Origin of the sequence: Kitasatospora sp. NPDC088264 (assembly GCF_040685715.1) — a bacterium.
In the GTDB taxonomy this organism is placed as follows: domain Bacteria; phylum Actinomycetota; class Actinomycetes; order Streptomycetales; family Streptomycetaceae; genus Kitasatospora.
This window is the reverse complement of record NZ_JBFBIR010000030.1, coordinates 33049-57352: the sequence shown is the minus strand read 5'-3', so window position 1 is coordinate 57352 and position 24304 is coordinate 33049. Positions and strand designations below refer to the sequence as shown.

Annotated in this window: 24 protein-coding genes; 11 read left to right on the top strand and 13 right to left on the bottom strand. The window is 73.7% G+C overall.

What is annotated here, in order from left to right; genetic code table 11:
- Nucleotides 1–120: 120 nt before the first annotated feature.
- Both AB0O82_RS22960 and AB0O82_RS22955 read right to left on the bottom strand, forming a co-directional pair.
- Nucleotides 121–909 (bottom strand): maleylpyruvate isomerase family mycothiol-dependent enzyme, encoded by a 789-nt coding sequence (locus tag AB0O82_RS22960; RefSeq protein ID WP_363585813.1) that lies wholly within the window; start codon nt 907–909, stop codon nt 121–123.
- A 63-nt stretch (nt 910–972) separates the two neighbouring features.
- Nucleotides 973–2325 (bottom strand): aldehyde dehydrogenase family protein, encoded by a 1353-nt coding sequence (locus AB0O82_RS22955; RefSeq protein WP_363585812.1) that lies wholly within the window; start codon nt 2323–2325, stop codon nt 973–975.
- A 118-nt stretch (nt 2326–2443) separates the two neighbouring features.
- Between AB0O82_RS22955 and AB0O82_RS22950 the strand changes: the two genes are divergently transcribed.
- The gene (locus AB0O82_RS22950) at nt 2444–2893 is read left to right on the top strand and encodes a MarR family transcriptional regulator (protein WP_363585811.1); all 450 of its coding nucleotides are present in this window, start codon (nt 2444–2446) and stop codon (nt 2891–2893) included.
- Nucleotides 2894–2930: 37 nt separating this feature from the next.
- Here the strand turns inward: AB0O82_RS22950 and AB0O82_RS22945 are convergent, their stop codons facing one another.
- Nucleotides 2931–4280, bottom strand: coding sequence for an erythromycin esterase family protein (locus AB0O82_RS22945; RefSeq protein WP_363585810.1), 1350 nt, complete (start codon nt 4278–4280; stop codon nt 2931–2933).
- 386 nt (nt 4281–4666) lie between these two features.
- Here AB0O82_RS22945 and AB0O82_RS22940 point away from each other — a divergent pair, with 386 nt between their 5' ends.
- A complete protein-coding gene (locus AB0O82_RS22940; protein ID WP_363585809.1) occupies nt 4667–5329 on the top strand; it encodes a DUF6461 domain-containing protein in 663 nt (220 codons plus the stop codon).
- 67 nt (nt 5330–5396) lie between these two features.
- On the opposite strand, the gene AB0O82_RS22935 is transcribed toward AB0O82_RS22940, so the two are convergent.
- Both AB0O82_RS22935 and AB0O82_RS22930 read right to left on the bottom strand, forming a co-directional pair.
- On the bottom strand, nt 5397–6617 hold the full coding sequence (locus AB0O82_RS22935) for a DUF6596 domain-containing protein (protein ID WP_363585808.1): 1221 nt from the start codon (nt 6615–6617) through the stop codon (nt 5397–5399).
- On the bottom strand, nt 6614–6985 hold the full coding sequence (locus AB0O82_RS22930; protein ID WP_350883944.1) for a YciI family protein: 372 nt from the start codon (nt 6983–6985) through the stop codon (nt 6614–6616). Before AB0O82_RS22930 ends, AB0O82_RS22935 begins: the two co-directional genes overlap by 4 nt.
- Nucleotides 6986–7294: 309 nt before the next feature.
- Between AB0O82_RS22930 and AB0O82_RS22925 the strand changes: the two genes are divergently transcribed.
- Complete coding sequence (locus AB0O82_RS22925; protein ID WP_363585807.1) at nt 7295–8215, top strand: polysaccharide lyase; 921 nt, start codon at nt 7295–7297, stop codon at nt 8213–8215.
- A gap of 3 nt (nt 8216–8218) precedes the next feature.
- Here AB0O82_RS22925 and AB0O82_RS22920 read toward each other — a convergent pair whose 3' ends face one another.
- The 4 genes from AB0O82_RS22920 to AB0O82_RS22905 all read right to left on the bottom strand — a co-directional run bounded on the left by AB0O82_RS22920 (nt 8219) and on the right by AB0O82_RS22905 (nt 12038).
- Complete coding sequence (locus AB0O82_RS22920) at nt 8219–8623, bottom strand: hypothetical protein (RefSeq protein WP_363585806.1); 405 nt, start codon at nt 8621–8623, stop codon at nt 8219–8221.
- 116 nt (nt 8624–8739) lie between these two features.
- On the bottom strand, nt 8740–10566 hold the full coding sequence (locus tag AB0O82_RS22915; RefSeq protein ID WP_363585805.1) for an Ig domain-containing protein: 1827 nt from the start codon (nt 10564–10566) through the stop codon (nt 8740–8742).
- Between the two features lie 489 nt (nt 10567–11055).
- Nucleotides 11056–11661, bottom strand: coding sequence for a hypothetical protein (locus tag AB0O82_RS22910; RefSeq protein ID WP_363585804.1), 606 nt, complete (start codon nt 11659–11661; stop codon nt 11056–11058).
- Entirely contained in the window at nt 11658–12038 is a 381-nt protein-coding gene (locus AB0O82_RS22905; RefSeq protein WP_363585803.1) for a PadR family transcriptional regulator, read from the bottom strand. The genes AB0O82_RS22910 and AB0O82_RS22905 overlap by 4 nt, the downstream gene beginning before the upstream one ends.
- 262 nt (nt 12039–12300) lie before the next feature.
- On the opposite strand from AB0O82_RS22905, the gene AB0O82_RS22900 reads away from it, so the two are divergent.
- The 5 genes from AB0O82_RS22900 to AB0O82_RS22880 all read left to right on the top strand — a co-directional run bounded on the left by AB0O82_RS22900 (nt 12301) and on the right by AB0O82_RS22880 (nt 18129).
- A complete protein-coding gene (locus AB0O82_RS22900; protein ID WP_363585802.1) occupies nt 12301–13887 on the top strand; it encodes an alpha/beta hydrolase in 1587 nt (528 codons plus the stop codon).
- A gap of 70 nt (nt 13888–13957) precedes the next feature.
- Nucleotides 13958–14563 carry a DsbA family protein gene (locus AB0O82_RS22895; RefSeq protein ID WP_363585801.1) on the top strand — a complete coding sequence of 202 codons (606 nt, stop codon included), beginning with the start codon at nt 13958–13960 and terminating at the stop codon, nt 14561–14563.
- A gap of 115 nt (nt 14564–14678) precedes the next feature.
- Nucleotides 14679–16595 carry an ATP-dependent zinc metalloprotease FtsH gene (gene ftsH, locus AB0O82_RS22890; protein ID WP_363585800.1) on the top strand — a complete coding sequence of 639 codons (1917 nt, stop codon included), beginning with the start codon at nt 14679–14681 and terminating at the stop codon, nt 16593–16595.
- A 110-nt stretch (nt 16596–16705) separates the two neighbouring features.
- Entirely contained in the window at nt 16706–17539 is an 834-nt protein-coding gene (gene nadE / locus AB0O82_RS22885) for an ammonia-dependent NAD(+) synthetase (protein ID WP_363585799.1), read from the top strand.
- 119 nt (nt 17540–17658) lie between these two features.
- Nucleotides 17659–18129 (top strand): SAM-dependent methyltransferase, encoded by a 471-nt coding sequence (locus tag AB0O82_RS22880; protein ID WP_363585847.1) that lies wholly within the window; start codon nt 17659–17661, stop codon nt 18127–18129.
- A 121-nt stretch (nt 18130–18250) separates the two neighbouring features.
- On the opposite strand, the gene AB0O82_RS22875 is transcribed toward AB0O82_RS22880, so the two are convergent.
- Complete coding sequence (locus AB0O82_RS22875; RefSeq protein WP_363585798.1) at nt 18251–18994, bottom strand: hypothetical protein; 744 nt, start codon at nt 18992–18994, stop codon at nt 18251–18253.
- A 168-nt stretch (nt 18995–19162) separates the two neighbouring features.
- On the opposite strand from AB0O82_RS22875, the gene AB0O82_RS22870 reads away from it, so the two are divergent.
- Nucleotides 19163–19318, top strand: coding sequence for a hypothetical protein (locus AB0O82_RS22870; RefSeq protein WP_363585797.1), 156 nt, complete (start codon nt 19163–19165; stop codon nt 19316–19318).
- Nucleotides 19319–19382: 64 nt separating this feature from the next.
- On the opposite strand, the gene AB0O82_RS22865 is transcribed toward AB0O82_RS22870, so the two are convergent.
- The 3 genes from AB0O82_RS22865 to AB0O82_RS22855 form a co-directional block, all read right to left on the bottom strand.
- Nucleotides 19383–21083: a DUF885 domain-containing protein gene (locus AB0O82_RS22865; RefSeq protein ID WP_363585796.1), complete on the bottom strand. Its 1701-nt coding sequence runs from the start codon at nt 21081–21083 to the stop codon at nt 19383–19385.
- 153 nt (nt 21084–21236) lie between these two features.
- Nucleotides 21237–22178: an SDR family oxidoreductase gene (locus AB0O82_RS22860; protein ID WP_363585795.1), complete on the bottom strand. Its 942-nt coding sequence runs from the start codon at nt 22176–22178 to the stop codon at nt 21237–21239.
- 121 nt (nt 22179–22299) lie between these two features.
- On the bottom strand, nt 22300–22728 hold the full coding sequence (locus tag AB0O82_RS22855; protein WP_363585794.1) for a DUF5997 family protein: 429 nt from the start codon (nt 22726–22728) through the stop codon (nt 22300–22302).
- A gap of 58 nt (nt 22729–22786) precedes the next feature.
- On the opposite strand from AB0O82_RS22855, the gene AB0O82_RS22850 reads away from it, so the two are divergent.
- Together AB0O82_RS22850 and AB0O82_RS22845 are read left to right on the top strand one after the other, a co-directional pair.
- A complete protein-coding gene (locus AB0O82_RS22850; protein WP_363585793.1) occupies nt 22787–23581 on the top strand; it encodes a LysR family substrate-binding domain-containing protein in 795 nt (264 codons plus the stop codon).
- Nucleotides 23582–23689: 108 nt separating this feature from the next.
- Nucleotides 23690–24271 carry a YetF domain-containing protein gene (locus AB0O82_RS22845; protein WP_363585792.1) on the top strand — a complete coding sequence of 194 codons (582 nt, stop codon included), beginning with the start codon at nt 23690–23692 and terminating at the stop codon, nt 24269–24271.
- Nucleotides 24272–24304 lie beyond the last annotated feature (33 nt).

Here is a 24304-nt window from a genome sequence, read left to right as displayed (position 1 = left end):
CGATGCCGCCTTTCCTTGATCGTCTGTTGACGGAACGGCACGCTAGCACCGGCCACCGACAGTCGATCACCCGTACGGACGAGGGGCGGCGGCCCGGCCGCCGCCCCTCGTCCGGGCAGGTCAGAACGCCGAGTTGGCGCACCAGTGCGCGAGCAGTTCCTCGTCCCCGCGCACGTCGAGGCGGGCGGAGGCCAGGTCGAGGCGGCCGTACAGGAGCAGCAGCAGATCGGCGGCGCTCGCGCGGACGGTCACGTCGGCCTCCGGGCCCGGGCCGTCCGCGTCGAGCCCGAAGCGGTCGAGCCCGAAGCCGTCGGGCCGCAGGCGGATCAGCCAGTCACCGTCCGCGGAGGTGGCGCTGCCGTCGGTGCGGGTGAAGCGGATGGTGCGGTCCGCGCCGCGCAGCTCGGCGATCCCCGGGGCGAAGAAAGCGGCGAAGGGCAGGTTGGTGAGGAATTCGGACACCCCGTCGGCGGCCAGCTCCGGGTCGAGTACCGGGGTGCGCCCGAGGGCGAGTTCCGCGTCGGCGCGGTGCACCAGGGTCTCGAACAGCATCCGCCGTACCCAGAAGCGGGCGTGCTGGTCGGCGCCCCAGGCCCACATCGGGGCGTCGAGGTCGGTTTCCGCGAACGTGGCGCCGGCCTCGGCCGCGGCCTCCGCCAGCCAGGCGGGGTAGCCGTCCGGCCCGGTGGGCAGCCGCAGGTCGACCTCGCGGCTGCGGGGCGGCTGCTGGATCCGCTGTCGGAGCAGGACGGTGAACCAGCGCTGCACGCTGCCGGTGTGGCGGGTGAGGTCGGTCAGTGTCCAGCCGGGGCAGGTGGGCACCGGGGTGGCCGGGTCGGCGTCCTGGAGGGCGGCGACGAGCCGGGCGGTCTCCGCGGCGACGGCGGCGCCGTGGTCGATGGTGGTCATGAGGATGCTCGCTCGGTGTCGGGGTGGCGGGGAGGGGAGAAACGATCGGACGAGGGGGAGCGGTCAGGCGAGGGGCTTGTCGACGACGGCCTTGGCGTGGCTGAAGGTGTCGAGGGAGTACTCGCCGTGGTAGCGGCCCATGCCGCTCTCGCCGACGCCGCCGAACGGCAGCTCGGGCATGGCGAGGTGGGAGACCGGCAGTCCGAAGGAGAGCGCGCCGGAGGAGGTCTCCTCGGTCAGCCGCTGCTTGGTGTGCGCGGACTCGGTGAAGGCGTAGAGGGCGAGCGGCTTGTCGCGCTCGTTGATGAAGGCGATCGCCGCGTCGAGGTCGGGCACGGAGACGACGGGGAGGATCGGGCCGAAGATCTCCGCCCGCATCACGGGGGCCTCGGGGGAGACGTCGGCGAGGACGGTCGGGGCGAGGTAGCGGTCGGCGCGGTCGTGGGTGCCGCCGGTGACGGTCCGACCGTCGCCGAGCAGCGCGGTGAGCCGGTCGAAGTGGCGCTCGTTGACGATCCGGCCGTACTCGCCGCCGGTCGCCGGGTCGTCGCCGTACAGCTCCCGGACGGCGTCGGCGAGGTGTGCCTCCAGCGCGGGCGCGCTCTCGCCGATGGCGAGGACGTAGTCGGGGGCGACGCAGGTCTGGCCGGCGTTGAGGAACTTGCCCCGGGCGATCCGCCGGGCGGTGACCGCGAGGTCGACGCCGGGTTCGACCACCACCGGGCTCTTGCCGCCGAGTTCCAGGGTGACCGGGGTGAGGTGCCGGGCGGCGGCTGCCATGACGATCCGGCCGACGGCGCCGTTGCCGGTGTAGAAGATGTGGTCGAAGCGCTGCTCCAGCAGCGCGGTGGTCTCCGGGACGGCGCCTTCGACGACCGCGACGGCCGCCGGGTCGAGGTAGCGCGGGAGCAGTCGGGCGAGCGCGGCGGAGGTCGCGGGGGCGAGCTCGCTGGGCTTGAGGACGGCCGCGTTCCCGGCGGCCAGTGCGCCGACCAGCGGGGACAGGGCGAGCTGGAGCGGGTAGTTCCAGGGTGCGATGATCAGGACCACGCCGAGCGGGTCGCGCACCACGCGGGCCGCGGCGGGCTGGAAGAACTCGGGCACGGCGGCGGGCTTCGGCTGCAGCCACTGCTCCAGGTGGGTGACGGTGTGGTCGAGCTCGTTGAGCGTGAAGCCGATCTCGGTGCGGTAGGCCTCGGCGGTGCTCTTGCCGAGGTCCTCGTGCAGGGCCTGGAGGAACGCCGCGGACTGCTCGGTGAGCAGCGAGCGCAGTGCTGCCAGCTGGGCCTGGCGCCAGGCGAGCGGCTTGGTCCGGCCGGTGTCGAAGGCGGCGCGCAGGCGGGTGACCGTGGCGGCGGCGGTCTCCGGGGTGGCTTCGGAAGCGGCTTCCGGGGTGGCGGCGGGGGTGTGGTTCATGAGGGTCTCGCGGTCCTTCCAGCTGCCTTGAGGTCGTCGATGGTTTATGACCTCAAGCATTCTTGGACGGTAAACCTCAATGGTTGAGGGTGTCAAGCAATGTGCCTATGCTCGAACCGTGCACCAGAACCCCCACCCGGACCCACCGGCCACGCCGGGCGAGCTGATGGATCAGCTCGCCCGGGTGGCCGCGGCCTACTACCGCCACTTCGCCTCCGCCGCGGCCGGGCACGGGCTGACCCTGATGCAGGGCAAGACCCTCAGCCTGCTCACCCGGCCGCGCTCCATGCGCGCCCTCGCCGGTCTGCTGTCCTGTGACGCCTCCAACGTCACCGGCATCGTCGACCGGCTGGAGGGCCGCGACCTGGTCCGCCGCGAGCCCGACCCCGCCGACCGCCGGGTCAAGAGCATCGCCCTGACCGACCGGGGCGAGCAGACCGTCCGGCTGATCCGGGCCGACCTGATGTCCGGCCTGACCGCGCTGGAACAGCTCTCCGGCCAGGACCGGGCCGCCCTGGGCGCGCTGCTGGACCGGGCGTTCCCCGAGACGGCGACCCCGCCGGCCTGAGGCCGGGCCGCCGATCCGAGGCGGGGCCGGAGCCCGGTCAGAGCTTCTCGGCCTCGTGGACCTGGTGGAGGTGGACGAGGACGTCGTGGGCCCGTCCGAGGGCGACGGAGGGCAGCGGGTCCTTCGTGAACGTGGACCCGGCCTCGTAGACGGGGCGGGCGGTGTCCAGCCAGTCGCGGACCACGCGCGGGGCGGTGCGCAGGTCGACGTAGTAGTCCTGGCGGCGGACCTGGTCCAGGGTGTACTCGTTCATGCCGGGCGTGGCCGCGGGCACGGTGTTCTTCTCCCAGTCGGTGCCGAGGGCGGCGCCCATGGTGAGGAAGGAGCCCCGGTCGAAGGTGAACCCGATGTTCAGGTACTCCGGGCCGAAGGTGTCGCGCAGGATCGAGCCCTGCGTCTTGGGGTACATCTCGGGATCGCTGGCCAGGTAGCCGACGTGCCCGTTGTGGGCCGAGAGCAGCATCCGGTCGCCGGTGTGGCGCTGCCACCACGCGGTGTTGTCGGCCATGGCCTGGTCGCGGATGACCTCCGCGGCGTTCACCGAGGCCGGGTCGGTGAGTTCGAAGGTGGCGAAGGCGAAGGTCTGGGCGATGATGCGGGCGTGCTGCACGGCCCAGTCGTACTCCTCGCCGCCGTTGCCCCTGGCGGCGGTGACCAGGTCCAGGGCCTGCTGCGCCTTGGCGGCGTTCTCCTTCCGCTCGGCCACCGGCCGCTTCAGGTAGCCGACGGTGTCGTCGAGCGGGCGCAGGCCCGCGTACAGCCCGTCCACGCGCGCCAGGGCCGCGGGGTCGGCCTTGCGCAGGTAGGCGTCGACCCGGGCGAAGACCTCCTCGCCGAGCTTGGGGGCGCCGACGTCGTCGCCCATGAAGTGGACCGGGCGCTCCGGGTGCTGGCGGTTGTACTCGCGCATCCAGCTGATCAGGTCCACGAACTCCTGGCGCTCCCAAGGTGATTGGCCCAGCTCGTCCTTGACGATCTGCCGGGCGTCGCCCTTGCCGTCCTGGAGGAACTTGTCGATCTTCAGGCCCGCCGACCAGCTCATCTCCAGGGCGAAGGTGGTGAAGCCCTTCTCCTGGACCAGGTAGCGGAAGACCCGCTGCTTCATGGTGAAGAACTCGTGCGAGCCGTGCGTGGCCTCGCCGAGGCCCACCACCTTGGCGTCCCCGACCATCGCGCCGAGCGCCCGCAGGTCGCTGGTGCTGCCGCCGGGCTCGGTCGACCGCAGCGGGTGCGCGGACCGCTCCAACGCGCGGACCACCGTGCTCCGTTGGCCGTCCGCCGCAGGGGCGGCGGAGGCCACCGGGGCCAGCAGGGCGGTGCCGGCGGCTGCCACCGTCACCGCGATCAGTCCGCGTCGGCCGACCGTTCGCTTGTTCGCCGTGGTCACGATCTCTCCTCAGTTTCCTTGTCCCGAAAGCTCGGTGAGAAGATCATCGTTCGCGGCGGGGGTGCGGCGCGCTGGGGCCGACCGCCGGGTTCCTCGGGGGGATAACCCCCGACCTGCGTCGATGCGGGCTCCGCCGGGTGGGGCGGACAGGACACTGAGGGGGCCTCTGGCCAGGCTCCTATAAGGTCATGCTCCGCCCGGCCGGGGCCTTGGGAACGGGCCCCGGCAGCCGGACGGAACAACCGGAGGACAGCCCAGCAGGGCGTCAGTCAGTGGCAGAGCCACGACCACCGGAGACCCGGTTACCACTATCAGTGTCAGTGGCGTCCGTTAGGGTGCGGACCGGCGGCCCGGCCACGCGGGCCGGCGCGAGGTGAGGGGGCGTCATGACGGGCGGTACCGAAGGGGCGGGGGGCGAGGAAGGCATCCGGTGGCTCGCGGACGCCGGGTGCTCCGTCGACGGCGTCCTGTTCGCCCGGGGGATACCGCCGCAGGAGCTCGCCCGCCGGATGGGCGCCGATCCGGCCGCCGCGGCCGGGCCGCTCAGCGGCACCGAGGTGTGGGACCTCGACATCGAGGTGTTCCGCCCGAGCGACGACGGCGACGGCGTGATCCGGGTCGGCGAGTCCGGTGACTGGTCCTTCGCGGTCGAGTACGGCGACTCCACCGGCGGCGAACGGCTCACCGAGATAGCGCGCGACGGGGTCGAGGTGGTCCACTTCCGCCCGATGCCGGACCACCCGCCGGCACTGCTCGACTACGCCCGCGACGGCGCGGTGCTGTGCGGGTTCGGCCTCGCCGAGGAGCGCTGGCGCTGGGGCCGGGAGCCCGACCTGCTGGTCCCCGAGCTGGTCGCCGCGGGCGTCCTGGAGCCCGACGGGATCACCCGCGGCCCCGGGGGCGAGCCGCCCGCGGCCGTCCGCCGCCGCACCCTCGGCGTGGTCGGGCGGCGGTTCGGGCTGAGCCTGCCCCGGGCCGTCCTCGGCGAGCTGCGGCTGCCGGCGTACGCGGTGCGGGGCAGGCCGGGGATGGAGCCGCAGGGTAGTTGAGCCCTGCCGTCCCCGGGCCCGCCCCGGGCCGTCCCCGGGCTGCGTGCCGGACGTCCCGGACGCGTGATCAGCCGGAGCGTGGCCCGGTCCGGCCGGCCCGGGCCTCCAGGTAGCGCCGCTCGGCGAGGCTGGCGGTGGCCTTCGCGGCGCGCCGGTAGTGCTCGTGGGCGCCGGCCGGGTCGCCGGCCTTCTCCAGCAGGTGCGCCCGGACGGACAGCAGCCGGTGGTGCCCGGCCATCCGCCCGTCACCGTCCAGGGCGGACAGCAGGGCCAGTCCGGCCGCCGGGCCGTCGGTCTCGGCGAGCGCGATCGCCCGGTTGAGGGTGACCATCGGGTTGGGCGCGATCCGTTCCAGGATCAGGTAGAGGGCGTGCACCTGGGGCCAGTTGGTCTCCTCGGCGGTGGCCGCGTCGGCGTGCGTGGCCGCGATGGCGGCCTGCAACTGGTAGGGCCCCAGGGTCGGCCCGGCCAGCGCCGCCTCGACCAGTGCGACGCCCTCGTCGATCAGCGCCCGGTCCCAGGCCTTGCGGTCCTGCTCGTCCAGCGGCACCAGGTCGCCGGCCGGGGTGGTGCGCGCCTCCCGGCGCGCGTGGGTCAGCAGCATCAGTGCGAGCAGCCCGGTGACCTCGTCGTCCCCGGGCAGCTGCGCGTGCACCGTCCTGGTCAACCGGATCGCCTCGTGCGCGAGGTCGGGGCGGTGCAACTCCGGTCCGGAGGTGGCGGTGTAGCCCTCGTTGAAGATCAGGTAGAGCACGTGCAGCACGACCCGCAGCCGTTCCTCGCGCTCCGCGCCGTCCGGCAGGGCGAACGAGCTGCCGGCGGCCCTGATGCGCTGCTTGGCCCGGCTGATCCTGGCCGCCATGGTGGCCTCCGGCACCAGGAACGCGCGGGCGATCTCGGCGGTGGTCAGACCGCCGACCGCCCGCAGCGTCAGGGCGGTCCGGGAGGCCGCGGTGAGCGTCGGATGGCAGCACAGGAACAGCAGGACGAGCGTGTCGTCGGTGTCCGGCACCTCCGGCGGCACCACCTCGGTGGCCGTCGCCGACTCCCGTTCGCGGCGCGCGCGGTCGCGGCGCAGCTGGTCGATGAGCCGCCGGGCGGCGACGGTCACCAGCCAGCCGTGCGGATTGTCGGGCATGCCCTCGGACGGCCACTGCACGGTGGCGGCGAGGACGGCCTCCTGGACGGCGTCCTCGCACCCTTCGAACCGGCCGTACCGGCGAACCAAGGTGCCGAGGACCTGTGGCGTGAGCGCACGCAGCAGGTCCTCGAAGTCCGGTGCTGTCATGCCTCCAAGTGTCCGTCGGCGAACATCACCTGCCGCACCTCGACCCCCAGGCCCTCGATCGCGGTGTCCGGGATCAGCGCCGCCAGCGCGATCGCCCGCTCCTTGTCCTCGCAGTCGATCAGGTAGAAGCCGCCCAGGTACTCCTTGGCCTCCAGGAACGGGCCGTCGGTCACCACCGGCTGGCCGTTGCGCACGGTCACCACGGCGGCCTGGGCCGGATCGGCCAGTGCCTGGGTGGTGATCAGCTCTCCGGACGCCTTCAGCGCCTCGATGAACTCGCCGTGGCCGTGGCCGATCGCCGCCTTCTCCTCGTCGGTCAGCGCGTCCATCACGGCCGGGTTGATGTGCAGGCTGATCAGGAACTTCATCTCGTGCTCCTCGTGTTCCTCGTGGTTCGCGGGCCCGGCTGGGCTCCTCGACCGGTGGTCGGAGCCGTCGCCGCGGTCTTGACGTCCTCCGCCGGACGTTCGGAGGAATCTTCGCGGCCGGATCGCCACCTCGCACCTCGCACATCTCCGCATGGCCCGCATCGGGAGGGCCGGGGGCCGGGAATCGTCCCGCCGTCACCCGGGAGTGTGATGGTCACGTCACCTCGGGCGCCGCTACTGTGGCCCGGTGGCGGAGCGTCACATGGAGCGGGTGGGCCGTCCCGGCCGGTCCCGTCGGGAAGGGCAGTCATGAAAAGCACTCGTCGTGTGTTCGGAGCGGTGCTCGCCGCCGCCGCCCTGGCCGCCTGCGCCCCGTCGACGTCGCCCGCTGCGGCCTCGATCGCCGCGCCGGCCGCCTCGGGGTCCGAGGGAGCCAGGGGAGCCGCGCCGGCCGCGGTGGCGAGCGGGAAGGCGGCCTGGACCGGCCAGTTCCGCGGTTACGGGACGGACCAGTGGAAGCACGCCTGGGGCGCGGTCGACCAGGGGACGTGGGGCGGTTCGGACCTGAGCGCGGTCGACGACGCGGCCGCTCCCGGGGGCGGCTCGGCGCTCCAGGTCACCTACGGTGCCGGGTCCTCCTCCAACCAGTGCACCGACTGCCCGAACCCGGGCGGCGGCCAGTTCTACACGGATCTGACCACCCTGGGCCTGTCCGCCCTGGCCCAGGGCGAGACGCTGGACCTGAAGTACTCCCTCAAGTTCCCGGCCGGCCGGGACTGGGGCAAGGCGGGGAAACTGCCCGGGCTGTACGGCGGCAAGATCGGCGAGGAGTCGGGCGGCAACCACGGCGCGGGCTGGTCGACGCGCTACATGTGGCGCGGCGCCAAGGGCGTGCCGGACAACGGCGAGGTCTACCTCTACACCCCGACCAACTCCGGCCCGACCGGCTACGGGGTGGACGAGGGGCTCGGTGACTGGCGGTTCCAGGCCGACGGCGCGTGGCACAGCGTCGAGCAGCTGGTCGACCGCGGCACCGGGGACGTCACCGTCTGGTACGACGGCCGCCAGGTCTACGCGGCGCGCGGGGTGGCCTCGGGCATCGGCAGGATCCCCTTCGGCGGCGTGTTCTTCTCCACCTTCTACGGTGGCCACGACACCAGCTGGGGCCCGGCGAGCACCCAGCGCGCCTACTTCGCGGACTTCTCGCTGTCCTCCGGCGTCCAGCACTGACCGTCAGCCGACGGTCACCGTCACGGTGAAGGCCCGCTGCCCGGGCGGGCAGGCCAGCGCCTCGCCGCAGGTGGTGCGGTGGGCGGAGAGACGGGCGGTGCCGGGGGCGGTGGCGAGGAAACCGGCGGTGACCCGGCCGCAGCCGCCGCCCGGCCGGCAGGAGGGGGCGGGGGTGGTCGCGGTGGCGGTCGGACGCAGCGTCCGCGGGCTGTCGCCGGCGGCCGGGGACCAGTAGGTGCTGTGCAGCTCCACCCGGATGACGGTGCCGGGTGCCACCGGCACGGTCGTGCCGTCGGCGTGCTCGTCGAGCACCAGGGTGGGCGGGCCCGGTGTGGCGGGGCCGGTGTTCGACGAGCAGCCGGCCGCCAGGGCGAGCAGGGCGGCCGCCGCGAGCGTTCGCACGGTCACGGCTCTCCTCCTTCGCGGGGTGCGAGGCGCGGGGCGCAGTGCCACCGGGCGCAGTGTCACCGGGGCGGGCCGTGGTGGCCCGCCCCGGCGGCGTCAGGGGCGTGGACGGGCGGTGGTCAGGAGACGGTCACGTCGTCGTAGTAGGTGTAGGTCGGGTCGCCCGGGTAGTTGTCGTCCACGTTGGTGAGGGTGAGCGTGTAGCTGTGGCCCGGGGTGACGGTGCCGGAGGCGGACTTCCAGCCGAGGCCGCTGGTGCAGGTCTTGGCGAGCACCGTGGTCGTGGTGTTGGTGGTGTTGTCCTTGAGGGTGGCGGTCGCCCAGTCGTAGGTGACGGTGTCCGGGCAGGTGACGTCGTACCAGAAGGCGACCTTGCTGCTGCCGGCCGGGGCGGTGAAGGTCTGGCCGGCCGTGGACGTGGTGGTGGGGCCGGTGGAGCCGAGCATCGCGCCGTAGCCGCCGGTGTGCTTGGCGGCGCTGGCGGCGGCGGCGCTGCCGGTGGAGGTCCAGCCGCTCAGGGTGCCGGTCTCGAAGCCGCCGTTGGTGAGGCCGCCGCCGCCCGCGGAGGTGACGGTCCAGCCGAAGGCGGCGGAGCCGGAGGCGCCGGTGGCGTCCTTGGCGGTGACCGTGACGCTCGCCGTGCCGGCGGTGGTCGGGGTGCCGCTGATCAGGCCGGAGGCGGAGATGGACAGGCCGGCCGGCAGGCCGCTCGCCGTGTAGGTGAGGGTCTGGCCGGAGGCGCTGTCGGTCGCCGCGATCTGGAGGCTGACGGCCTTGCCGGTGGTGCCGGCCTGGGCGCCAGGGTTGGTGACGGTGACGGTGTTGCCGGTCGTGCCGCCGACGATCGGGTGGGACATCTCGCAGCCGCCCGCACCGCTGTTGAAGTCGTTCGCCCAGGTCGACTGCATGGCGAAGCTGCCGGTGGTGAAACCGACGTTCGCCGACGCGCCCTGGCCGCTGCTGACCCAGGCGCACTTGTCGCCGTTCTCGGCGCCGCTGCTGTCGGTCCAGCCGCCGGCCGGGTTCTGGTCGGTGATGGTCTCGGCGTACTCGTGGCCCTCGACAATGGTGACGCCGTCCAGGGTGCCGGCCGTCCCCGCGTTGACGAAGCCCTGGCCGCAGCCGGAGCCCGCGTCGGTCACGTACGGCAGGTTGGTGAAGGCCAGTTCGCCGTACGGGGAGGAGACGGCGCCGCCGGTGAGCGTGGTGTCGCCGGTGTAGTCGTGCCAGGCGCAGAAGTTGCCGGACGCGGTGTTGAAGCCGTCGGGGGTGGTGCCGGTGGGGGAGACGACGACGTACTGGTCGTTCCGGTTGGCCGCGGCGGTGGTGTTGCCGAAGTGGCCGGACGCCTTGACCGCCTCGGCGCCGATCTGGTTGCCGGTCGCGGCGGCGGGCGCCGCGGCGGAGGTGTCCACCCAGACGCCGGCGAGCGCGCCGCCGGTGGGGTAGGCGACGTGCGCGGAGCTGCCCGGGCAGGTCTGGGAGCCGGTGGTGACGCCCTCGCAGTACTGCGTCATGACGCCGGACCAGAGTTCGCTGCCTGCGCCGATGCCCTTGAACAGCTGCTGGAGGCGCGGGGCCATGCCCTTGGCGTCGCCGCTGAGCGTGGTGTTGCCGTTGGCGTCGGTGCCGGAGCTGCCCCACTGGGAGCCCCAGAACACCAGGTAGACGTGCTCCGGTCCGGTGGTCACGCCGATGCTCGGACTGCCCGCCCCGCCACCGTAGTTGAGGTTGTTGGCGGAGGTGGCGTTCGGTGCGGCCTGCTGGCCGCGGAGCGGGACGGCGCCGTGCCGGTACGGGTGGTTCGCCGACGCCGTGGGGTGCGCGGCGTCGTCTGGCTGCGCCTGGGCGGGTGCCGCGGTGAAGCCGGCCGCCGCGAGGGCGAGCGCGGCGACGCCGGTGAGCGCCGCCCGTCCGGCGTGACGGAACGTGGGGGTTCGGCCCATGTGAGGGTTGCCTCTCTCATGCCGACCGCCCGGGCACCGGTGGGTGACGGGTGGTCGCGAAGGACAGGGAGAGGCCGGAGGCGGTGGAAATGCCTGGATGACCCGCCGCACAACGGATCACCGGGCGGAAACAGGCCCGCCTCGGCCGCCGAGAAGCAAAGCAGCCGCCGGAGAACTGGGTCAACGAGCCTGACGGTAAAGTGAGTTGCCTTGATTCCCGCGTAATGGAAAAGCCCCCAGATGGAGGGGGCGGCGGTTCGGATTCTCCGAGCCCGCACACTGTATGCGGGTTTCCGTTAACCGTATGAACGGCCTTGGCCAAAAACGGATTTGATGGTGAGAAACAGGTAAGACGTTAGTCGCCGGGCAGGCACGCGCGCAAGCGCGAGCCTCCGACGTGTGGAGACCGCCTCCCTTGTATGTGGGGGGCGGTCTCCAACATCACCAGGGGGGGCTGGCGAAACGTCGGTGTTGATTGATGAAGCCGGTTCAGGCCATGAGCGCGGCGTTGCGCAGCCGGGCGGCGGACCGGGCCAGGAAGAACGCCGCGAGCAGGGCGGGGCAGAAGCCCACCGCGCAGGCGGCGAGGACGGCTGCCACGGTCAGGCCGACCGGGGACACGACGGCGGCGGCGATGCCGGCCAGCGGAGTGACCAGGACGGGGGAGAGCAGCAGCAGGGCCGCCAGCCGCTTCTCCCGGCGGCTCCACTGCGTGGACCGCCAGACCCTGCTCGCGGCGATGACGGCGGCGGCCAGCGCGAGCGGGGGCCCGACGACCGGGACGAACGACAGCGGAACCGGCAGCACCGCGAAGACCAGGGTGCGGACGGTGCGGCCGCGGCTCTCCGGCTCCGGTCGGGCGCCGCCCTCCTCGTCGAGCGCGGCGTCGGCGATCTGCCGGGGGCTGCCCAGCTGCTCCAGGACCCGCCGGACGGCGGCCTCGTCGGCGGGGTCGCACTCGGCGAGCGAGACCTCGACGTGCTCGCGCAGGTCCGCGAGCAGTTCGCGGCGGCGCTCCTCGGGCAGCGGGGCGGTGTACCGGGCGACCGCGTCCAGGTGGGCGCGGACCAGGGGGTGCTCGATGGGGTTGTTCACGGGTTCTCTCCCGGGGCCAGGACGTGGTCGACGGTTTCGCGGAAGGCGGGCCACAGCGTGGTGAACTCCTCCAGTGCGCTGCGGCCGGTGTCGGTGAGGGTGTAGTACCGGCGGGACGGGCCGCTGGCCGAGTCGCGCAGGAAGGTGTCGGCGAGGCCGGCCCGGCGCAGCCGGGACAGCAGGGGGTAGATGGTGCCCTGGCTGGTCGCCAGCATCGGGAACCGGCCGAGCTCCTGCAGCAGCTCCACCCCGTACCGGGGGCCGTCCCGCAGCAGCGCCAGGACGCAGTACTCCAGTACGCCCTTGCGCAGTTGCGTCGCCACCGGTCCGTCGGCCGTACCGGCGTCGCCGTCGTGGTGTGTGATGCCAGGTACCATGCGATGCAAGATAGCATGCGACGCCAGGTAGTGGGCGATCCGGACGCTGCTCGCCGCCGAGGGCCGCGGGAGCGGGGGTCACCTCACCCGGACGGCGGGTGGCAGCCGGACCGGCGCACGCCCCTCCACCGGGCCTTCCGACGGGCGCGACCGCCCCACCGCCCCTAGGGTCTGTGGTGCGTTGACCGTGCCGAGCGCCGGGGCGCACGCCGCCCCGCCGTCCGCCGGGGCGCGCCCGGTAACCCGAGAGGTGGACCGCTCCATGCACACCGTCGTCCGCGGCGCCGGCGCTTTCGGCCTGGCCGCGCTGCTGCTCGCCTCCGCCGCCGGCTGCCAGGGCGACGCCCGCTCCGCCGTCGAGCCCGCGCCGACCTCCCCGGCCTCCCCGGCCGGTTCGCCCGCCGCGTCCGCGACCGGACTCGCGGCCCAGCGGCTCGACTGGCAGGCCTGCCCGGCCCCCAGCCCCGCGCAGGGCAGCGGCACCGCGCCCGCCGGTGACTGGCAGTGCGCCACCCTCAAGGCGCCGCTCGACCACGGCAAGCCGGACGGCCCGACCATCGACCTGGCCATGATCCGGAGCCGGGCGAAGGACGAGAAGCACCGGATCGGCTCGCTGCTGTTCAACTTCGGCGGCCCCGGTGCCTCCGGCGTCGCCACGTTGCCCGCCCTCGCCGCCGACTACGCCTCCCTCAACGCCCGTTACGACCTGGTGAGCTTCGACCCCCGTGGGGTCGGTGCCAGCGTCGGGGTGAGCTGCCTGGACGACAAGGCGATGGACACCACCCTGGAAATCGACAACACCCCCGGGACCCCCGACGCGGTGAAGGCGCTGGACGCCAGCAACGCGCAGTTCACCGCCGCCTGCGAGCACAACTCCGGTCCGGTGCTGCCCTACGTGGACACCGAGAGCGCCGCCCGCGACCTCGACCTGATGCGGCAGGTGCTCGGCGACCAGAAGCTCTTCTACTTCGGCATCAGCTACGGCACCCAGCTCGGCGGCGTCTACGCGCACCTGTTCCCGCAGGAGGTCGGCCGGATCGTCCTGGACTCAGTCGTCGACCCGACGAAGGACCCGCAGCAGGCCGCGCTCGGCCAGGCCCAGGGCTTCCAGCTCGCGTTCGACAACTTCATGAAGGCCTGCGCCGCCGAGGAGGCCGCCGCCTGCCCGACGGGTGCCGGCGGCGTCGAGGGCACGGCGGCGGTCACGGCGCTGCTGCAGAAGCTGGAGCAGTCCCCGCTGCCCACCACCAGCGGGCGGCAGCTCACCGAGACCCTGGCCGTCACCGGGATCGCCGCGGCCCTGTACAGCGAGGAGACCTGGCCCGTCCTGGCCGCCGGGCTCACCGAGGCGATGCAGCAGGGCACCGGCAACACACTGCTCCAGCTCTCCGACGCGATGTTCGGGCGCGACCCGCAGGGGCGCTACACCAACCTGAGCGCTGCCAACCGGGCGATCAACTGCGTGGACGCCCGGCAGCGCTACTCCGACCAGGACGTCGAACAGCAGCTGCCGCAGTTCCGCACCGCCTCCCCGGTGTTCGGTCCCTACTCCGCCTGGGGCCTGACGAGCTGCACCGGCTGGCCGGTGCCGGGCAAGGCCGACCACCCGGACGTCTCCGCCGCCGGCGCGGCCCCGATCCTGGTGGTCGGCACCACCGGCGACCCGGCCACCCCGGTCGAGGGCGCCCACGCGATGGCGCAGCAGCTCGGCCCGGGCGTCGGCGTCAACGTCACCCTCCAGGGCGAGGGCCACGGCGGCTACAACACCGGCGACCCGTGCCTGAAGCAGGCCGTGGACGCCTACCTGCTGGACGGCACCGTGCCGGCCGACGGGAAGACCTGCAGCTGAGAAGTGGCCCACCACGATGGTGATCGATTGGCCCTGGAAAGCGGTCCACTCGGCGCCTAGGCTTTTCACCGTGACCACCAAAGTCGATTTCTACTTCGATCCGATCTGCCCGTTCGCCTGGATCACCTCCCGGTGGATCCTGGAGGTCGAGCGCCACCGCGAGCTCGACCTCACGTTCCGGGTGATGAGCCTGTCCGTCCTCAACGAGGGCCGCACCGACCTGCCCGAGCGCTACCAGCGCCTGATGACCACCGGCTGGGGCCCCGTCCGGGTCTGCATCGCCGCCGCCGAACAGCACGGCGAGCACGTGCTGCGCGACCTGTACACCGAACTCGGCACCCGCCTGCACGACCAGGACCGGCCCGCCGACGACGCCGTCATCCGGGAGGCCCTGGTCGCGGCCGGACTGCCGGAGGAACTCGCCGCCGCGGCCGACAGCACGGCGTACGACCTCGCGCTGCGCAAGAGCCACCACGAGGGCATGGACCCGGTCGGCGAGGAGGTCGGCACGCCGACCATCCACGTCGACGGCGTCGCCTTCTTCGGCCCGGTGCTGAGCGCCATCCCGCGCGGCGAGGACGCCGTCCGGGTCTTCGAAGGGGTGCGGCTGCTGGCCGGCTACCCGAACTTCTTCGAGCTCAAGCGGACCCGGACCGGCTCGCTCGACTTCTCCTGACGGCGCCGCCGGCCCCCGCGCCGGGGCCGACCGGTTCGTCCTGAACCTCCCGTCCGGGCCCTTCTCCCCCCACCATGGAGAGGAGGGCCCGGCGGCGGAGAGGCGGTGAGCGTGGATGATCACCCGAATCCGGCTGCGCGCCGCCCGCCACCCCGCGACCCCGCCGCCCCCGGGCAGGGGCCCCGAGCGGCCCCGCACCCCCGGCGGCCCTCCGCCGCCCAAGCCGCCCGCGCCCGCGATGCGCCGCTGGCTGCTGCCCGTCGCCGTCCTGGTGACCCTGCTGCTGCTCATCCTGTTCTCGCGCTCCGGCTCGACCGGCGCCAGCTACGGCTACACCGACTTCCTCAACCGGGTCGGCGCCGGGCAGGTGAAGACCGTGGACATCACCGACACCGGCGGGGTCACCGGCACCCTCAAGGACGGCACGCACTTCACCAGCCAGATCCCGACCGCCCTGGACACCTCCCAGCTCAGCGGCGAGCTGGCCGGTCAGCACGTCGACGTCACCGCCAGCCGCAGCGGCGGCAGCTCGATCTGGTCCACGCTGCTGCTGTTCCTGCCGCTGCTGCTCTTCGGCGGGCTGTTCCTGTGGTCCGGCCGGATGGCCGCTCGCTCGCTCGGCGGCGGCCTGAGCGCCATCGGGCGCTCCCGCGCCAAGATCATCGAGGCCGAGCGGCCCGCCACCCGCTTCGCCGACGTCGCCGGGTACGAGGGCGTCAAGCAGGAGGTCAGCGAGGTGGTCGACTTCCTGCGCAGCCCCGAACGCTACGCCGCCGCCGGCGCCAAGGGACCGCGCGGGGTGATCATGGTCGGCCCGCCCGGCACCGGAAAGACCCTGCTCGCCCGGGCCGTCGCCGGAGAGGCCGAGGTGCCCTTCCTCTCCGTGACCGGCTCCGGCTTCGTCGAGATGTTCGTCGGCGTCGGCGCCTCCCGCGTCCGCGACCTCTTCGACGAGGCCCGCAAACGCGCGCCGTCCATCATCTTCATCGACGAGATCGACGCCGTCGGCGGGCGCCGCGCGGGCGGCACCCGGCTCGGCGGCAACGACGAGCGCGAACAGACCCTCAACCAGCTGCTCTCCGAGATGGACGGCTTCGACCCGACCACCGGCATCGTCGTCATCGCCGCCACCAACCGCCCGGACGCCCTCGACCCGGCCCTGCTGCGCCCCGGCCGGTTCGACCGCCAGGTCACCGTCCCGCTGCCCAACCAGGCGGAACGGGCCGCGATCCTCGCCGTCCACGTCCGCGGCAAGACCCTCGCCCCCGATGCCGACCTGAACCGCATCGCCCGCGGCACACCCGGCTTCTCCGGCGCCGACCTCGCCAACCTGGTCAACGAGGCCGCCATCAACGCCGTCCGCGCCGACCGCGCCACCCTCACCGCCGACGACCTCGACACCGCCCGCGACCGCGTCCTGCTCGGCCGCCGGGACTCCTCCAACGCGCTGCTGCCCGAGGAGCGCCACGCCGTCGCCGTCCACGAGTCCGGGCACGCCCTGACCGCCGCGCTGTGCGAACACGCCGACCCCGTCGCCAAGGTGACCATCCTCCCGGCCGGCGTCTCCCTCGGCGCGACCGAACAACTCCCCGAAGCGGAACGCCACCTGTACACCGAGGGCTACCTGATCGACCTGATCACCGTCCAGCTCGGCGGGCGGGCAGCCGAGCTGGTGGTCTTCGGCGAGGGCTCCACCGGCGCCGCCAACGACCTCGCCCACGCCACCGGCGTCGCCACCCGGATGGTCCGCGAATTCGGCCTCTCCCCGGAACTCGGCCCGGTCGGCTACTCCAGCGGCTCCCCGAACTACCTCGGCGACGGCCCCGAGGACCTGTTCCGCCGCCCGTACTCCGAGCAGACCCAGCGCGCCGTCGACGAGGCGGTGGCCCGCCTGCTGCGCCGCGCCGAACGCCGCGCCGTCGACCTGCTCCGCGAACACCGCCACCACCTCGACGAACTGGCCGCCCTGCTGGTCGCCCAGGAGACCGTCGACGGCGCCGTCGTCCTCGACATCCTGCGGCACCCCGCGTAGGCGCTCGCCCCGGCCCGCCGCAGCACCGCCACCACCTCGTCGAACGCGTCGAACCCGCTGGTAGCGTCCAGGGCGGGCACCCACCGTGTCACCTTCACCCGGGAGTCGATATGACCGAAACCCTGTCCGCCGACCTCCAGCGGGAGATCGCCCGCACCCTACGGGTGGCCCCCGTCCCGAGCCCCGAGCAGGAGGCCGAGCGCCGGGCCGACTTCCTCGCCGACCAGCTCCGGGCGGCCGGCGCCCGCACGCTGGTGCTCGGCATCAGCGGCGGCGTCGACTCCACCACCGCCGGGCGGCTCTGCCAGCTCGCCGTCGACCGGCTGCGCGCCGCCGGACACCAGGCCGAGTTCTGCGCCATGCGGCTGCCCTACGGCACCCAGGCGGACGAGGCGGACGCCCGCCGCGCACTCGACTTCATCCAGCCGGACCGGACCCTGACCGTCGACATCAGGCCCGCGACCGACGCCGCCCTCGACGCGCTGGCGTCCGCCGGCCTCACCTTCGCCGACCGCTCCCACGAGGACTTCGTCCGCGGCAACGTCAAGGCCCGCCAGCGGATGGTGGCCCAGTACGCCGTCGCGGGCGCCACCGGCGGCCTGGTCGTCGGCACCGACCACGCCGCCGAGGCGGCCGTCGGCTTCTTCACCAAGTACGGTGACGGCGCCGCCGACGTGATGCCCCTGGATGGACTGACGAAGCGTCAGGTCCGCTCCCTGGCCGAGGCCTTGGGGGCTCCGGCGGACCTCGTCCACAAGACTCCCACCGCCGACCTGGAGACCCTCGCCCCCGGCCGCCCAGACGAGGACGCCCTCGGCGTCCCCTACGAGGCCCTGGACGACTTCCTGGAGGAGCGGCCGGTGAGCGAGGAGGTCTTCCGCACCGTCCTCGGCCACTACCGCCGCACCGAGCACAAGCGCCGCCCGCCCGCCACCCCGGCGTAGGGCGTGTCTTCAGGCCGGGTGGGGACACCACCGTCGGCAGCCCCGGTGACGACCCGGGCGGGGGCGTGGTTACGTACGGGGAACAGGCTTCGACATCGAAGGGGGACGGCGTGGACGAGGTGACATCGCGTCCGGTGGCATGGGTGGTCGGCGGTCGGGAGGAAGTCCGGGACGACGGCTGGGGGAGCGTCGGGGCGGTGATCCGGGTGGACGGCGCGCAGTTCGGTGAGGAGGCGCTGTACGGGCTGGCGGACTTCTCGCACCTGGAGATCGTGTACCACTTCGACCGGGTGCCGGCCGACAGGGTGGAGACCGGTGCCCGGCGCCCGCGCGGCAACCCGGACTGGCCGCTGGTCGGCATCTTCGCCCAGCGCGGCAAGAACCGCCCCAACCGGCTCGGCGTCTCGCGCTGCCGACTGGTCCGGGTGCAGGGCCTGGACCTGCACGTGACCGGGCTGGACGCGGTGGCCGGCACGCCGGTGCTCGACATCAAGCCCTACCTGGCCGAGTTCGGCCCGCGCGGAGAGGTCCGTCAGCCCGCCTGGTCGGCCGAGCTGATGCGCGCCTACTACGTCGCCGAGACGGACTGACGCACGGACGGGTCGGCGCCGGTTGGGGTGAGGAGTTCACGCCGGGGAGGTCGCGGACACCCTGGTGGGCCGTGCCGGCACCCCCGCCGACGTCGCCGAGACGGGCCCCAGGGGCGGGCGGTCAGTCCCCGTCGGTGTCGGCGGCCGCGGTGGGGGAGCCGCCGGACTTGATGCCGAGCTTGGCCTCGGCTGTGGTCCAGTCGGTGGCGATGGCCTGCTGGGCGGCGGCGAGGGTGGCCTGGCCCTTGCAGATCGCGGTGTGCAGGTGCGTCTCCACCGAGTCCTTGGGGTTGTTGGGGCCCTTGCCCGGGACATGGCCGGGGGAGGGCGGCTGCACCCACAGGTTGCGCGGGTCGTTGGGGTCGCCGCCGAGTTGCAGGCTGATCAGGTGGTCGTACTCGGCGTCGCCCATCGGGCCGGTGTAGCCGTAGGACTTGGCGTTCTCGGCCTTCTCCTTGCCGGTGATGTTCGCCGGCGGGCGGATCGTCGAGGTGTAGCCGCCCGGCTTGCAGATGGTGTCGTTGATGTTGCCCTGGTTGACCGCCGGGCTGATCGCGCCCGGGGTGCACTTCGGGTCGGGCAGCGGCTGCTTGTCCGCGGTGTAGCGGTACGTGCAGCTGCCCGGCGCGGGCTGCGGCTGGACGTCGTAGGAGCTCTTCGGGCCGGCGCCGGTGACGATCGCCGCCGGGGCGGGCGGCGCTCCGGCGGCTGCGGCGTCGGCTGCGGGCGGGGCGTCGGTGGCGGAAGAGGCCGGGCCGTGTCCGGCCGGCCGGGCAGTGTGGCCGCCGCCGGACGAGCAGCCTGAGGCTGCGGCGAGCAGGGCGGCCACGGCTATGGCCAGGGCGGCGCGGGCGGGAGCCGGCACGGGTTCCTCCAGATCGGGGCGGTGGGGCGCGGGGCGGGCCGACGGACCTGCCGGTTGCCGCGCCAGCGGACACTACCGCCTGGAGGGGCCGAAGGGGTGACGGCACGTCCGGGCGCGGGAGGACCGCTCAGGGCGTGCGGAATCGTTGACCAGTACGGTCCCTGGGCCGTGCGCCTGGGCAGCCGAGACGGCCGGGTTCTCGGCTACGACGCCGTCCAGCGGAAGTTCGCCGGTGCGGTGACCCTGACCGGCTACGAGGTGGCCGAGGTGTACCTGGTCGGGCCCAAGGGCGACGGCTCGTCCCTCCGGGTGGTCGGCTTCTGACCGCGGTGCCGCTGCGGGGCTGAACCCGGCCCCGCAGCGGTGGGCCCCACTGCGTCGACGGGCCCTACTGCGTCGCGATCCAGTCCGTGACCAGCGTGTCCAGCACTCCCAGCGGCAGGCTGCCGTGCCCGATCAGCTGGTGGTGGAACTCCCGGATGTCGAACCGGGCGCCCAGCGACGCCTGCGCGCGCTCGCGGTGCCGGACGATCTCCCGGCGGCCGATCAGGTACGCGGTCGCCTGGCCCGGCCAGGCGAGGTAGCGGTCGATCTCGTTGCGGACGTTGGCCTCGGTGGTGGCCGTGTTGTCCCGCATGAAGGCGATCGCCCGCTCCCGGGACCAGCCGTAGTGGTGCAGCCCGGTGTCCACGACCAGGCGCACGGCCCGCAGCGCGTCGAGCGACAGCATGCCGAAGCGGGAGAGGTCCGAGCTGTACAGCCCCATCTCGTCCGCGAGCCGCTCGGTGTACAGGCCCCAGCCCTCGACGTGGGCGGTCAGCTGGCCGCTCGGCCGGCGCCGGAACTCCGGCAGGTGGTGCAGCGTCTGGGCGACGGCGATCTGCAGGTGGTGCCCGGGCACGCTCTCGTGGAAGGCGATCGCCTCGTACTCGTACCTGAACCTGGTCTGCGGGCGCAGCGTGTTGATCCAGTGGGTGCCGGGCAGGCCGCCCGGGCCCGGCGGCTGGTAGTAGGCCAGTGGCCCGGTCTCCGCCTCGATCGGGTCGATCTCCCGGGTCACGCAGTCGGCGATCGGGTAGGCCCGGAAGTAGTCGGCCGAGGCGCGGCGGGCGCGCTCCAGCGCCTCGTCGACCAGGGTGATGATCTCCTCGGCGCTGTCGAAGCGCAGCGCGCGGTCCTCCCGCAGCGCGGCCAGCACGGCGTCGGGGCCGGTGATGCCGAGCACCTTGCCGCCCAGCTCGGCGAACTCCGCGCGCAGCTGCGCCAGGGTGTCCAGGCCGATCCGGTGGACCTCCTCCGGGGTGAGCCCGGGCCGGGTGTAGCGCGTGACGGCGTCGGCGTAGCCCTCGGTGCCGCCGGGCACGTGACAGACCCCGGCCCGGTCGTCCGGCCGGGCGTCCGCGGCCAGCCGCTGGGCCAGGCCGGCCCGGTAGCGGGCCACGGCCGGGCGCACGCCGTCGCGGACGATCACCTGGCCCCGGTCGAACTCCGGGCGGCCGTGCAGCGCGCGCAGCAGCTGGTCGTCGTCCGGGCCGGTGACCAGGTACGCGTCGAGCTGGTCGAGGGCGGCGTCGACGCCGCTGCGCAGTGGCGTGCGGCCCTCGGCCGCAGCGTCCAGGTGGAGCTGCAGGGCGGCGTCGAAGTAGCCCGGCAGGCCGGCCAGCCGCTCCAGGTACGCGTCGGCGCCCTCCTGGTCGACGGAGGTCATGGCGAGCGAGGTGAAGGCCTCGTTCTGCGGTGCGGTGATGGTCGCCGAGATGCTGAAGTCGCCCAGCCCGTGGGTGATCCGGCCGGTGCCGTTGTCGATCAGCCGCCCGAGCACGCGGTGGGTGACCAGGTCCTCGCCGGCCAGCGCGTCCACCGGGATCGCGGCCAGTCGCGCCCCGAAGCCCGCCAGCGCGTCCCGGTGGCGCAGCGCGGACGCGCGGGACGGGTCGGGCACCTCGTGGGCGTAGCCCTCGACCCCGCTCAGCGTCGCGTCGAACGGGGCGTGGGCGTTCTCGGCGGCGAAGTACTCCTCGGCCAGGGCGGCGAGTGCGGTGGGGGCGGTGAGCGCGGCGGGTCGGTCGTGGTGCGGTTGGTCGGTCATGCGCGCTCCCCGGTCCGGTGTGGTCAGAGTGACGAGGGTTGCCTGGGCGCCCCGGTGGCGCCGATTATTCGGAGTCGGCGGCGGCGCGGTCAATACGCGGCGCGGGGAAAGCGGTTCTCCCCGGCGCCCGGTGGCGCCGCCGCCGACGCCCCGTCAGCGGTAGCCCTCCGGCGCGGCCGGCTTGCCCGCGTCCTGCACCTCGACCAGGTAGCGCCAGCAGTCCGGCCGGCTGCCGTCGCGGTCGGTGAAGCCGTACTCCAGGGCCAGCTGCCCGCTGGACACCGACCCGCCGTTCCAGCGGGAGACCTCGGGGTCGGCGGCGAGGGCGGCGACCGCCCGGCCGACGAAGTACGGGCTCTCGGAGATGCCGAAGTGCGGCTCCCGGGCCACGGCGTCGCGCCAGTTCTCCTCGGTGACGCCGAAGTGGCCCAGCATGATCTCCGAGCGCATCCAGCCGGGCGTGAGCGCCAGGGCGGTGGCGCCGCGCGGACCCAGCTCGTGGCCGAGAGCGAAGGCCATCCGCAGCACGGAGGCCTTGGCGAGGTCGTAGAAGAACGAGTTGCGGTAGGTGTCGCGGTTGTACTCGGCGGTGCCGTCGGTCATCTCGACGACCAGGCCGCCCGGGCGGCGCAGCAGCAGCGGGAGGGCGTGGTGGCTGGTGACGGCGTGCGTCTCCACCGCGAGGCGGAGCAGCCGCAGGCCGTCGTCCAGGTCGTGCTCCCAGACCGGGACGTTCCAGCCGAACAGGTTCTCGCCGCCCCAGATGTCGTTCACCAGGACGTCCAGCCGGCCCTGCTCGGCGTCGATCCGCTGCACCAGGGCGGCCACCTGGGACGGGACCAGGTGGTCGGTCGGCACCGCGATGCCCCGGCCGCCGGCCGCGGTGACCAGGTCCGCGGTGTCCTCGATGGTCTCCGGCCGGTCGTACTCCGAGCGCTTCTCGCGGGTGCTGCGCCCGGTCACGTACACCGTCGCCCCGGCGGCGCCCAGCTCCACCGCGATGCCCCGCCCGGCTCCTCGGGTCGCCCCCGCGACCAGGGCGATCCGACCGTCCAGCACTCCCGCCGCCCCTGTTGCCCCTGCTGTCTGTGCCATCCGCAAGCTCCCTGTCCGCATGTCCGCCGACGACTGTGCCGACGCCCGTGGAACGGACGTCGGCACCAGCCTTGCGCAGGGGTCTGACAATCGGGCCCGGCCGGCGGCCGGAGCGCGCGGGTCAGCCGGCCTTGGCGGCCTTGGTGGCCTTGACGGCAAGCGCCGCGGCGTCCTTCTCCTGCTTCTCCTTGATCCGGGCGGCCTCCTTGCGGACGTCCACCTGGTTGGCGCGCTCGTGCTGCAGCCAGAGCGGGTTCTCGGCCTTGACGGCCTCGATCTGCTCGGTGGTGAGCGCCTCGGTCACGCCGCCGCGGGCCAGGCCGGCGATGGAGACGCCGAGCTTGGCGGCGACCACCGGGCGAGGGTGCGGGCCGTTCTGGCGCAGCTCCTGGAGCCACTGCGGCGGGTCGGCCTGAAGCGCGTTGAGCTCCTCGCGGGAGACCACACCCTCCTGGAAGCCGGTCGGCGCCGCGTCGAGGTAGATCCCCAGCTTCTTGGCGGCGGTGGCCGGCTTCATGGTCTGGCTGGTCTTCTGCTTGAGCGATGTCATGGTGACAAGGGTAAGGGAGTGAGCGGGCGCTCCCGGTCACGGTCGGTAGCCTTGCCCTGTGACAGACATGCAGGTGAACCCGTCCTTCCGGCTCGCGTACGTCCCGGGCGTGACCCCCGGCAAATGGGTCCGGGTGTGGTCCGAGCGGCTCCCGGACGTGCCGCTCGACCTCCTCGCCGTCCCGGCCGGGGACGGCGAGGCGACCCTGCGCGAGGGCACCGCGGACGCCGGGCTCGTCCGGCTGCCCGTCGACCGGGACGTGCTCAGCGCGATCCCGCTCTACGCCGAGACCACCGTCGTGGTCTTCCCCAAGGACCACTGGCTCGCGGCCGCCGAGGAGGTCGCGCTCGGCGACCTCGCGGAGGAGGTGGTGTTCCACCCGCTCGACGACACCCTCGGCTGGCCGGGCGGGCTGCCCGGCCGCCCGGCGATCGAGCGCCCGGCGAGCACCGCCGACGCCGTCGAGCTGGTCGCGGCCAACGTCGGCGTGCTGCTGGTGCCGCAGTCGCTGGCCCGGCTGCACCACCGCAAGGACCTCACCTTCCGGCCGGTCGCCGAGGCGCCGCAGTCCCAGGTGGCGCTCGCCTGGCTGGAGGAGCGCACGACGGACCTGGTCGAGGAGTTCATCGGCATCGTCCGGGGCCGCACGGTCAACAGCTCGCGCGGGCGCGGCGCCCAGCCGGCGGCCGAGCCCCAGAAGGCCGCGGCGCCGCGCAAGTCCCAGCCGCAGAAGTCCGGCCAGCAGAAGGCGGGTCAGCACAAGGGCGGCCAGCAGAAGGGCCGGCCGAAGCCCGCGGCGGGCGGCCGGGGTGCGGCCGCCGCCAAGCGCGGCAAGCCGAAGCGCCGCTCCTAGTCGGAAGCCCGGGTTCGTCCGGGTGCTGGCCGGGGCCCGGCGGGGCGCGTACCGTCGGGCCCGGGCGCTGCCCGCCCCGTCCGGCCGAGGGGTTGAAGGAGCGGGGCCATGTGGCACGACCTGGTGATCGTCCAGATTCCGATCGTGGAGAAGATCCTCCGCACGATCGCGGTCTACGCCCTGATCCTGATCCTGTTCCGGATCGCGGGAAAGCGCGGGCTGGCGGGCCTGAACACCTTCGACATGGTGGTCATCTTCCTGCTGTCCAACGTGGTGCAGAACGCGATCATCGGCAATGACAACAGCCTGCTCGGCGGCGCCATCGGCGCGGTCACCCTGATCGCGGTGAACGCCGCCGTCACCCGCTGGCTGGCCCACGACCCGCGTGCCGCCCGGCTGTTGGAGGGCACCCCGACCACCGTGGTGCGCGACGGCAAGCTCGTCCCGGGCGCGCTGCGCGGGCTGGCGCTGCGCGCGTCCGAGATCGAGCACGCCGTCCGCGTCCAGAACGGCGACACCATCCGCGACGTCGCGGTCGGGCGGCTGGAGCCCGACGGCCAGCTGGTGATCAGCCTCAAGCCCGCCGAGCAGAGCGCCACCCGCGGCGACGTCGAGGACCTGCACCGACGGTTGGAGGCCATCGAGCGGCTGCTCACCACCCTGGCGGCCGACCGGCGCAGCGAAGACTGACCCGGCGGCCACCCCAGAGGTCTGGGATGGGAA

Excerpts from the sequence above, each read along its gene's own strand:
- AB0O82_RS22955 (WP_363585812.1), bottom strand. The coding sequence starts at position 2,325 with ATGAACCACACCCCCGCCGCCACCCCGGAAGCCGCTTCCGAAGCCACC.
- AB0O82_RS22940 (WP_363585809.1), top strand. The coding sequence starts at position 4,667 with ATGACGGGCGGTACCGAAGGGGCGGGGGGCGAGGAAGGCATCCGGTGG.
- AB0O82_RS22855 (WP_363585794.1), bottom strand. The coding sequence starts at position 22,728 with ATGACATCGCTCAAGCAGAAGACCAGCCAGACCATGAAGCCGGCCACC.
- AB0O82_RS22900 (WP_363585802.1), top strand. The coding sequence starts at position 12,301 with ATGCACACCGTCGTCCGCGGCGCCGGCGCTTTCGGCCTGGCCGCGCTG.
- AB0O82_RS22930 (WP_350883944.1), bottom strand. The coding sequence starts at position 6,985 with ATGAAGTTCCTGATCAGCCTGCACATCAACCCGGCCGTGATGGACGCG.
- AB0O82_RS22935 (WP_363585808.1), bottom strand. The coding sequence starts at position 6,617 with ATGACAGCACCGGACTTCGAGGACCTGCTGCGTGCGCTCACGCCACAG.
- AB0O82_RS22905 (WP_363585803.1), bottom strand. The coding sequence starts at position 12,038 with ATGGTACCTGGCATCACACACCACGACGGCGACGCCGGTACGGCCGAC.
- AB0O82_RS22925 (WP_363585807.1), top strand. The coding sequence starts at position 7,295 with ATGAAAAGCACTCGTCGTGTGTTCGGAGCGGTGCTCGCCGCCGCCGCC.
- AB0O82_RS22960 (WP_363585813.1), bottom strand. The coding sequence starts at position 909 with ATGACCACCATCGACCACGGCGCCGCCGTCGCCGCGGAGACCGCCCGG.
- AB0O82_RS22860 (WP_363585795.1), bottom strand. The coding sequence starts at position 22,178 with ATGGCACAGACAGCAGGGGCAACAGGGGCGGCGGGAGTGCTGGACGGT.
- AB0O82_RS22865 (WP_363585796.1), bottom strand. The coding sequence starts at position 21,083 with ATGACCGACCAACCGCACCACGACCGACCCGCCGCGCTCACCGCCCCC.
- nadE (WP_363585799.1), top strand. The coding sequence starts at position 16,706 with ATGACCGAAACCCTGTCCGCCGACCTCCAGCGGGAGATCGCCCGCACC.
- AB0O82_RS22915 (WP_363585805.1), bottom strand. The coding sequence starts at position 10,566 with ATGGGCCGAACCCCCACGTTCCGTCACGCCGGACGGGCGGCGCTCACC.
- AB0O82_RS22845 (WP_363585792.1), top strand. The coding sequence starts at position 23,690 with ATGTGGCACGACCTGGTGATCGTCCAGATTCCGATCGTGGAGAAGATC.
- ftsH (WP_363585800.1), top strand. The coding sequence starts at position 14,679 with ATGATCACCCGAATCCGGCTGCGCGCCGCCCGCCACCCCGCGACCCCG.